At 67.8% G+C, this 8,945-nt stretch carries 8 protein-coding genes and 1 pseudogene; 4 read left to right on the forward strand and 5 right to left on the reverse strand.

From position 1 onward, the window contains the following. Nucleotides 1–1,286 (reverse strand): polysaccharide biosynthesis protein (locus GOALK_RS00955; RefSeq protein WP_006356904.1); only part of this gene is annotated, 1,286 nt, incomplete at its 3' end. 8 nt (nucleotides 1,287–1,294) lie between these two features. Continuing rightward, complete coding sequence (locus GOALK_RS00960; protein WP_006356905.1) at nucleotides 1,295–2,662, reverse strand: M1 family metallopeptidase; 1,368 nt, start codon at nucleotides 2,660–2,662, stop codon at nucleotides 1,295–1,297. 217 nt (nucleotides 2,663–2,879) lie between these two features. Here GOALK_RS00960 and GOALK_RS00965 point away from each other — a divergent pair, with 217 nt between their 5' ends. Then, nucleotides 2,880–3,308 carry a DoxX family protein gene (locus tag GOALK_RS00965; protein ID WP_006356906.1) on the forward strand — a complete coding sequence of 143 codons (429 nt, stop codon included), beginning with the start codon at nucleotides 2,880–2,882 and terminating at the stop codon, nucleotides 3,306–3,308. 17 nt (nucleotides 3,309–3,325) lie between these two features. Here the strand turns inward: GOALK_RS00965 and GOALK_RS00970 are convergent, their stop codons facing one another. Further along, nucleotides 3,326–3,898 (reverse strand): hypothetical protein, encoded by a 573-nt coding sequence (locus tag GOALK_RS00970; protein WP_035755297.1) that lies wholly within the window; start codon nucleotides 3,896–3,898, stop codon nucleotides 3,326–3,328. Between the two features lie 109 nt (nucleotides 3,899–4,007). Here GOALK_RS00970 and GOALK_RS00975 point away from each other — a divergent pair, with 109 nt between their 5' ends. Beyond that, nucleotides 4,008–4,502: a DUF5709 domain-containing protein gene (locus GOALK_RS00975; RefSeq protein WP_006356908.1), complete on the forward strand. Its 495-nt coding sequence runs from the start codon at nucleotides 4,008–4,010 to the stop codon at nucleotides 4,500–4,502. Nucleotides 4,503–4,525: 23 nt separating this feature from the next. Here the strand turns inward: GOALK_RS00975 and GOALK_RS00980 are convergent, their stop codons facing one another. Further along, nucleotides 4,526–5,275 (reverse strand): Clp protease N-terminal domain-containing protein, encoded by a 750-nt coding sequence (locus GOALK_RS00980; protein WP_006356909.1) that lies wholly within the window; start codon nucleotides 5,273–5,275, stop codon nucleotides 4,526–4,528. 254 nt (nucleotides 5,276–5,529) lie between these two features. Between GOALK_RS00980 and egtB the strand changes: the two are divergent. Both egtB and egtD read left to right on the forward strand, forming a co-directional pair. Then, a pseudogene (gene egtB / locus GOALK_RS00985) lies at nucleotides 5,530–6,755 on the forward strand (ergothioneine biosynthesis protein EgtB). Further along, nucleotides 6,752–7,687, forward strand: coding sequence for an L-histidine N(alpha)-methyltransferase (egtD, locus tag GOALK_RS00990; protein ID WP_006356911.1), 936 nt, complete (start codon nucleotides 6,752–6,754; stop codon nucleotides 7,685–7,687). Before egtB ends, egtD begins: the two are co-directional and overlap by 4 nt. Nucleotides 7,688–7,693: 6 nt before the next feature. Here the strand turns inward: egtD and GOALK_RS00995 are convergent, their stop codons facing one another. Further along, entirely contained in the window at nucleotides 7,694–8,749 is a 1,056-nt protein-coding gene (locus GOALK_RS00995) for an LLM class flavin-dependent oxidoreductase (protein WP_040003907.1), read from the reverse strand. Between the last annotated feature and the right edge of the window lie 196 nt (nucleotides 8,750–8,945).

Here is an 8,945-nt window from a genome sequence, read left to right on the forward strand (position 1 = left end):
TTACAACTAGGCCCCCGCAGCACCCCGACCATGTGCACGCCGAGGCCCACGAGTGGTCCGACGACGAGGGCGACGCAGGTCCGGACCTCGACGTCGGCCGGGATCAGCAGCATCCCGACCGCGACCACGGTCGCGACCCACCACCCGGCCGCATACCAGCGGTGCGCGCCGGCGGCGATCGCGGCGGCACCGGTGACGGTCAGCAGGGCCAGGCACGTGGCACCTGCGGTGAGGAGTGCGACGACGTAGCCGTCGAGGTCGAAGTCGGCGCCGAAGACCGACCGGAGCAGCCAGGGCCCGACCAGCCACGCGGCCGCGACCCCGACCCCGCCGACGATGCCGACGATGCCGAGCGGAGCGGCCAGCGCGGCGATCCGCCGATCGCGGCCGTCCACGAATCGCGAGATCAGCACGCCCTGGAAGCTGTTGAGCGGCACCAGCAGCGGGGCACGCGTGAGTGTCACCGCCAGGATGAGTGCGCCGATGATCCGGGCCTCGTCGGCGTCGGGGGTGCCGCGCAGGTTGGCAGTCAGGTTGATCAGCACCGGGAAGCCCATGACGAGAACGGCACTCGCCGCGGCGGCGGCCATCGCGGTCAGGGTGTTGGTGGTGAGTCGACGCGGCGACACGTCCCCGCCGATCCCGACCGCCCGGCGGGCCGCCGATGAACCGAGCAGCAGCAGGCCCCACGACGCGGAACCGATGACGGTGATGACCAGGAATGCTGTGGTGCCCCAGCCGGCGGCCACCGCGACGACGGCACCGGCGAGACGGATCAGCGCGTCGACAGACAGCAACACCGCGAACGACGACCAGCTCAGCATCCCGGACAGGGCGCCGCACAGGTGTGCGTACACCGCGAAGCTCGCCACCCCGACCGACAGCAACGCCACCGACAGCCAACGCTGATCGGTGAACACCTCACCGCTCCACAGCGGCGAGGTCGCGGCCACGAGCGCGGCCAGGCCGACTCCGATCCCGACGTTCACGGGCAACGGTCGCGACCGGACGGCATCGTCGGAGGCCGCGCGCACGGCACGCGTCGTCTCCTGCAGCTGACCGTTCTGCGCACCGGTGACGAGGCCGTAGGCCGCCCAGAACACCGCGAAGACTCCGTACCCGATCGCGCCGAGATGTCGTGCGGCCAAGAGCAGCACGACATAGCCCGACGCGGCGGCGATGAGCGTCGCGATCGTGACGCGTCCCAGCGACCGCGCGTCGGTGTCGGTTCCCTCGGCCGCGCCGGAAGGGGAGTCCGGCGTCGGTGCCGGCGTGTCCGTCGTCATGAGGTGCCTCAGGACGGAGTGGGGAACGGCGGTAGCTCGGGGGTGAACAGCCAGGCGTCCCACAGGTCCTTGAGCGGCTTCGACGAGTGGTTGGCGGCGAGCGACATGAAGTCCTCGGTGGTCACCGACCCGTAGCGGTACTTCTCGGTCCAGCGGCGAAGCAGGGCAAAGAAGTCGCCGTCGCCGATCCGCAGACGTAGGGCGTGCAGCGTCAGCGCACCGCGTTTGTAGACCCAGTCGTCGAACATCTTGCGCGGAGTGGGATCGGCCAGCGGCACCTTCACCGGCGCGGCGTCGAGCTTCTCGTAGTAGTGGCGGGCCCACTCGTCGGCGCTTCGGCCACCGGATCGCTGGCTCCACAACCACTCGGCGTAGCAGGCGAATCCCTCGTGCAGCCAGATGTCCCGCCAGCGCGCGGCGGTCACCGAGTTGCCGAACCACTGATGTGCGAGCTCATGGGCGATGAGGCGGTCGGCGTCGCGGCTGCCGTCGCAGTGATTGGCACCGAAGGTCGAGAAACTCTGTGCCTCGATGGGGATCTCGAGTTCGTCGTCGGTGACGACGACGGTGTACTGCGGGAACGGATAGGGCCCGAACATCTCGATGAACGCCGAGATCATGTCCATCTGTGGTCCGAAATCGATCCCGAAGTTCTCCTCGAGACGGGACGGGATGAGCCCGGTAACCGGAAAAGGCTTGTCGGCCAACGGGATCTGCTTGTACTGGCCGATCTGGATGGAGGCCAGGTAGGTGGGCATCGGCTCCACCTGCTGGTAAACCCAGGTGGTCTGTGCGGCGCGGACCCGCTTGGACTCCAGCACGCCGTTGGCGAGCGCGTGGTACGGACTGTCGGTGGTGATCGAGATCCGGTACGGCGCTTTGGCACTCGGGTGATCGTCACACGGGAACCACGATGCGGCGCCGTTGGGCTGGTTGGCGCACAGCGAGCCGTCGGTCAGTTCCTCCCAGCCCACCTCGCCCCACGGGCCTCGAATCGGACGGGGGCTGCCGTGGTAGCGGACGGTGATCGTCATCGCGCCGCCGGGCGGCACCGGGGTGTCGGGGGTGATGGTGAGTTTGTTGCGGCGATGGCTGTAGCGGGCGCGCTTGGTGTTGACCGAGACCCGCTGCACGGACATCGTGCCCGCGAGATCGAGGGTGAAGCGCTTGAGCTCGCGCAACGACGTCGCGGTCAGGACCGCGGTGCCGTCGAGGCGATTGCTCGCGACCTTGTACTCGAGTTCGAGGTCGTAGCGCGAGATCCGGAAACCGAGATTCCCGTTGTCCGGCACGTACGGATCGAGGACATCGGACGGTGCGCCCAGGACGGGCTGCCCGGTATTTGCTCGCGACCCCAGGCCAGACTTTCCCGGCACTCTCGACTCCTACTCCGTTCTGCCGTATGGCATGTTCGCCGGCGGTCGGACGGCCGTGGCCCCCGGGCGCCGGTACGGTGCCTTTGGTCACGACGCGGTTGCGTTTGATGACTCGATTTCGGCGTAACACCCGCGACGAGGTGATGTCGTCGCGGACACTGTGAGAGTACCTGGCGGCGGGGATCCGGGCCCGCCCGACGATGCGAGGAGCAGGGTTATGAGCGGATTCGGCAGTGTCGCGCAGTTTCTCGCGCGATTGATACTCGGCATCATCTTCATCGCGCACGGCTGGCAGAAGCTGGTGACGCAGGGGATGGACGCCACGAAGGTGGCCTTCGGTCCGGCCGGCATGGACGTGCCGTACCCCGATCTCGCCGCGTACTACGCGACCTGGGTGGAACTGGTCGGCGGCATCCTGCTGATCCTCGGCCTGCTGCTTCCCATCGTCGCCACGCTGCTGATCGCGGACATGATCGGCGCGATCGTGTTCGTGCACTGGGATGCGGGATTCTGGAACGCCGACAGCGGCTACGAATGGCCGCTGGCACTGATCGCCGGTCTCCTGGCGGTCGGCTTCACCTCGGCGGGGCGTGCCGCCGCCGACAGCTACATCATGCGACGGCGGCGTCGAACCGACGTGGTCTGACCTCGACTCTCGTCGGGTCAGGCGAACGCGAGGCCGTCGATGGTGGCCGAACTCCGCGAGGCGGTGTCGTTGTCGGCGAGCTGAGCCACCAGGCGAGCGATCACCGTGCGTTCCTCGTCGGCGTGGTGCAGGCCCACTCCGTCGATCTCGCCCGGGGTGAGGATCTCCAGGGGATCGGTGTCATGCCGGTGGATCACGGCGGCACCGAGAAGGCGCTGTGCCTGACCGGGGTCGATGTCCCAGAGAGCGTCGGCGGTCATGAGGTAGAGGCGGATGGCCGTCGGGTAGTCGTGGAGGTTGACGAGCGCCCAGGCCCAGTGTTTGGCGACGTCGACGGTGTCGGCTTCCCCGCGGCCGTGGGTGCGCACGTACTTGCCGTGCAGCTCGCTGCAGAGGTAGTTGGCGTCGGTCCACAGCTGCAGGTGCGACATGCATCGGACGCAGTCGTGCAGGTTGGACAGATACTTCGTCGAGTACGGTCCCTCGCGTCGTGCCCTGACCTCGCGGAGGACCGAGAATGCGGCGAGCGCATGCTCGTATTCGCCCGCGGAGAGGAGAGCTTCGGCCTCGACCTGCAATTCCTCGATCATCTTCGTCATTCTGGTCGATTCCGCTGACGGTTACCGGCGTATTGACCGAACTGGGACAACCCGCGCCGATCTCTGGCACAGGCCACGACGGGCTGGCATCGTGACAAGGATGAAGGACGACATCGGCAGCACCCCCGAAGGCTCCGACGGCGAGTACAGCCTTGACGAGGACGATCAACTCCAGCCGGAGGACACCCTGGTCGACCGCGGCGTCGACGACGTCCTCGACGAGGGATTCTCACCACCCGACTACCGGCCCAAAGGTGCTGTCCACGGGCTGACGGCCCAGGAGCAACGCGAGGGCGAGAGCCTCGACGAGCGGCTGGCCGAGGAGGAGCCCGACGTCGGGGCGGTCGATCCGCTCGACGAGATCACCGCCGACGAGCGCGCCAAAAAGGATTGGCGCGCACATGATTCCGACCGGAGCGAGGAGTTCGACGAAGACCACGAGGTCGGTGACCGACGAGCCGGTCGGCTGATCGCGCCGGACGAGGGTTCGGGCATCGACACCGAACCCGAGGCCATCGCCGCCGACGCGGGTATCGACGGCGCGGGCGCCTCGGCCGAAGAAGCCGCGGTGCACTACATCTCTGACCAGGAGTAGCTACTCGGCCGGCTCAGGAGTAGCTACTCGGCCGGCGGGGTGAACTGCGCGAGCGTCACGATGATCGTGTCGCGGATCGCGGTCTTTTCGAGCCCGAGGTCTGTGAGCGCGGGGGCCACCGAGTCGTCGGCGAACAGCCCGAGCAGCAGGTGTTCGGTGCCGACGTAGTTGTGCCCGAGGTCGACGGCGACGCCGACGGTCGCCTCCAGGACGGCCTTGGCCGCGTCGTCATAGGGCACGACGGTCGACGCCTCGGAATCCGGGATGTCCCGCGGCGCCGGGACGAGGGGCGCCATGGCCTCCGAGAACGCCTCGACGTCGACGCCGAACTCCCGCAGCACCACGAAGACCAGGGCCTGCGGATCGACGCTCATCGACGCGGCCACGTGGGCGGGGGTCACGAATTCGGCCCGATCCGCGGCCGCCGCACCGTTGGCCGCCATCAGGACATTCGCCGCGCGGGGCGTGAACCTCGAGAACGGGTCCGACGCGTCGGCCGGTCCGGCCCCGGCATCGCCGGTCGTCGACACCCGGTCGACGAATCGCTTCTGAGCTGCCTGTTTGCTGACGCCCATGCTGGTTCCGATCGCGGTCCACGAGGCCCCGGAGCGGCGAGCCTGGTCGACGAAATGGCCGATCAGGCTGTCGGCGACCTCGTCGAGGTGGGCCGCGGCGAGGACCGCATCGGACAGTTGGTCGAGCGGGTCGTCGTGCACCTTGCGGATCGCGACGATCAGGTCGTCGAGGCGAACGGGAATGCGGTTCTTTGCCATGCGTCAACCGTAGATTGACGAGACTCGGCCGTCAACCCTCGGTTGACGATTGGTGTGTTAGGGGGCCGGACGCAAGACCGACCATCGTTGACAGAGATGGAAACCGTCGTGACGATGGATGCGGAGATTCGCCCAAGACGCCGCCGCACACTCCTTCGTTTGCCACGGGAGGCTTTCCAGTGAGCATCACCGAACCCACCGTCCGCCCCGATCCGCGATCGGGAGCGGGGTCCCCGGATGTCGAACCCCCTGGAGTGGGCGCGGGCGGTTCCGACACCGTCCGCCGCTTCCTCGACGTGCGATCGCGGACCGATGCTCTCGCCGAACGGCTCTCGCCGGAAGACCAGACGCCGCAGTCGATGACCAGGCGAGTCCCGCGAAATGGCATCGGGCGCATGTCACCTGGTTCTTCGAGGAGTTCATCCTCCGCCGGGACCCGGGCTACACGGTCTACGACGAGACGTTCCGGTACCTGTTCAACAGCTACTACGAGACGGTGGGAGAACGGCATCCTCGTTCCGATCGCGGCCTGGTGACCCGACCGGGCGTGCGCGACGTGACGCGGTATCGCGAACACGTGGACGCGGCGATGGTCGCGGCCCTCGAGTCCGGCCGACTCGACGACGCCGCACTCGACCTCGTCGAACTGGGCTGCAATCACGAACAACAGCACCAGGAACTGCTGCTCATGGACATCAAGCACCTGTTCTCGACGCACGCGTTCGGGCCGGTGTACGTCGACCGTGAACCCGATGTGCCCGGGGAGGTCGCGCCGATGGGCTGGCGTGAGTTCGCCGGCGGTGTGCACGAGGTCGGTGCGGTCGGAAGCGGATTCGCCTACGACAACGAGGGGCCCCGGCACCGTGTGTATCTCGAGGACTTCGCGGTGTCCGACCGGCTCGTGACCAACGCCGACTGGCTGGAGTTCATGGCCGACGACGGATACCGACGCCACGAGTTCTGGCTCTCCGACGGGTGGGGCACGGTCAACCAAACAGGCTGGCATGCACCGGGTTACTGGCGCGAAGAGGACGGTGGCTGGACCACTTTCACCTTGTCCGGCCGCCGCCCGGTCGTGCCCGACGAGCCGGTGACCCATGTGTCCTTCTACGAGGCCGACGCCTACGCCCGCTGGGCCGGCGCGCGCCTCCCCACCGAATTCGAATGGGAGGTCGCCGCGGGAACACTCGGCGACGCGCGTGGCCGGCTCCTCGACCCTGGCCGATGTCATCCCGGTCGGGCCGGTTCGGCGATGGTCGGTGACGTCTGGGAGTGGACGGCCAGCGCGTACCTGCCCTACCCGGGATTCGTCCCGGCGAACGGGGCGGTGGGCGAGTACAATGGCAAGTTCATGTCCGACCAGCACGTCCTGCGCGGCGCGAGCGCGGTGACCCCGGCCGGCCACGAGCGGATCACCTACCGGAACTTCTTCCCCGCTGCGTCGCGGTGGGTGTTCTCGGGACTGCGGCTCGCCCGATGACTCTTGCCGCGGATGCACTTTCGGGGTTGTGGCAGGACCCGCCGACGCTGCCCACCAAATGGCTCTACGACGAGCGCGGGAGCAAGCTCTTCGACGAGATCACCCGGCTGCCCGAGTACTACCCGACGCGTCGTGAGACCGCGATCCTGCGCGCGCGTGCGGCCGAGATCGCCGATGCCACACAGGCACAGGTGATGGTCGAACTGGGTTCGGGCACCTCCACCAAGACCCGGCTGTTGCTCGATGCCTTCAGCGCCGCCACCCCTGACGCCGAGCGATTCACCTACGTACCGGTCGATGTCAGCACCGAGATGCTCACGACCACGGCCGACGTGCTGTCCGCGGACTACCCGGGGATCGACGTCGTCCCGGTGGTCGCGGACTTCACCGAACCCGATCTGCGTCTGCCCGACGCCGACGGCCCCCGCCTCGCCGTGTTCCTCGGCGGCACCATCGGGAACTTCGACCCCGACGCGCGGCGCGCGTTCTATCAAGGCCTGGCGAAGGCGCTCTCGCCCGGCGACTTCTTCCTGCTCGGCACCGACCTCGTCAAAGACACCGGCCGGCTCGTCGCCGCCTACGACGACAGGGCCGGTGTCACAGCCGATTTCAACCGCAACCTCATCGAGGTCCTGCGGACCGGGCTCGACGCCCGCGGCCTGTACGCCGACGACTTCGAACACATCGCGCGATGGAACCCGCGCGAACACCGCATCGAGATGTGGCTGCGCGCCCGCCGGGACATCGACGCCTACTTCGAGGTCCTGGGCCGGGCGTGGCGGCTGCCGGCCGGCACCGAGATCCACACCGAGATCAGCACGAAGTTCGAGCCCGACGCACTGCGCGACGAACTGGAATCCGCCGGACTCCAGGTGGTCACCGTGTGGACCGACCCGGCCGGGGATTTCGCGCTCACGCTCAGTCGGCGCTGAGACCGCTCACCCCTCGGCGAGCAGCTCGCGCACCCGCGGGATGACCTTCGTGCCGTACAGCTCGACGCTGCGCATCAGCTGTGTATGGCCCAGGGTGCCGTGGGAGTACTTCATGTCGAAGCGACTCAGCCCGAGAGCCTTCGATGTCGAGGCGATCTTGCGGGCGACGGTCTCCGGCGATCCGACGAACAGTGCACCGTCGGGCCCGGTGGACCGCTCGAACTCGAAACGGCTGGGCGGTGGCCACCCTCGTTCGCGCCCGATCCGCGCCACGTATCCCCGATAGTGCGGCCACAACTCCTCGCGTGCCTGCTCGTCGGTGTCGGCGACGTGTCCCGGGCAGTGCACGCCGACCGGGAGGGCGTCCTTCTCCAAGTCGGCGAGAGCGCGGTGGTAGAGGTCGACATAGGGGCGGAAGCGGAGCGGGTCGCCGCCGATGATGGCCAGCATCAGCGGAAGCCCGTACGACGCTGCGCGCACCACGGATTCGGGGCTGCCGCCCACTGCGATCCACGTGGGCAGCGGGGGATTCTCGAGCTGGGGGAACACGGGCTGAGCGCGTAGCGGGCCGCGCGTCGAGCCGGACCAGGTGACGGGGTTGCCGGTGCGCAGTTCGGTGAAGAGAGAGAGTTTGTCGGCGAACAGCTCTTCGTAATCGGAGAGGTCGTAGCCGAAAAGAGGGAACGACTCGGTGAACGAGCCGCGGCCGAGGATCACCTCGGCGCGGCCCGAGGAGAGGGCATCGACGGTCGAGAACCGCTGGAACACACGGATCGGGTCGTCGGAGCTCAGGACGGTCACCGCCGATCCCAGGCGCATCCGGCCGGTGCGCGCGGCGATGGCGCCGAGGACCACCTCGGGTGCGGACACGGAGTAGTCCGCGCGGTGATGTTCGCCGACGCCGAGGAAGTCGACGCCGACCTCGTCGGCCAGGACCGCCTGGTCGAGCACGTCGCGCAGGGTCTGCGCGTCGGAAAGCGGGCTGCCATCGGGTGCCGCGGTGATGTCACCGAAGGTGTCCAAGCCCAACTCGAGTTCATGCCTGGCCGTGTGTGATTCCATCGCGTCTCTCTGTTCGTCCGGTTCTGCTCCGAGCCGGAACTGCTTATGGGACACATTCTCATATGCGGCAAATGGTGCACCGCTGACTCGTGCTAATAGTTCTCACGGCCACTTTGGCCTGACAGAGCAGTACCGAGGGTATTGCTGTGCCATGCTTCTATCCGTCAGGGGGCCATTGTGAAGTGGTCCTTTTCTT

It is taken from the genome of Gordonia alkanivorans NBRC 16433 (assembly GCF_000225505.1).
Taxonomy (GTDB): Bacteria; Actinomycetota; Actinomycetes; order Mycobacteriales; family Mycobacteriaceae; genus Gordonia; species Gordonia alkanivorans.

Coding starts and splice junctions, on each gene's coding strand:
- GOALK_RS00970 (WP_035755297.1), bottom strand. CDS start 3,898: ATGATCGAGGAATTGCAGGTCGAGGCCGAAGCTCTCCTCTCCGCGGGC.
- GOALK_RS00965 (WP_006356906.1), top strand. CDS start 2,880: ATGAGCGGATTCGGCAGTGTCGCGCAGTTTCTCGCGCGATTGATACTC.
- egtD (WP_006356911.1), top strand. CDS start 6,752: ATGACTCTTGCCGCGGATGCACTTTCGGGGTTGTGGCAGGACCCGCCG.
- GOALK_RS00980 (WP_006356909.1), bottom strand. CDS start 5,275: ATGGCAAAGAACCGCATTCCCGTTCGCCTCGACGACCTGATCGTCGCG.
- GOALK_RS00995 (WP_040003907.1), bottom strand. CDS start 8,749: ATGGAATCACACACGGCCAGGCATGAACTCGAGTTGGGCTTGGACACC.
- GOALK_RS00975 (WP_006356908.1), top strand. CDS start 4,008: ATGAAGGACGACATCGGCAGCACCCCCGAAGGCTCCGACGGCGAGTAC.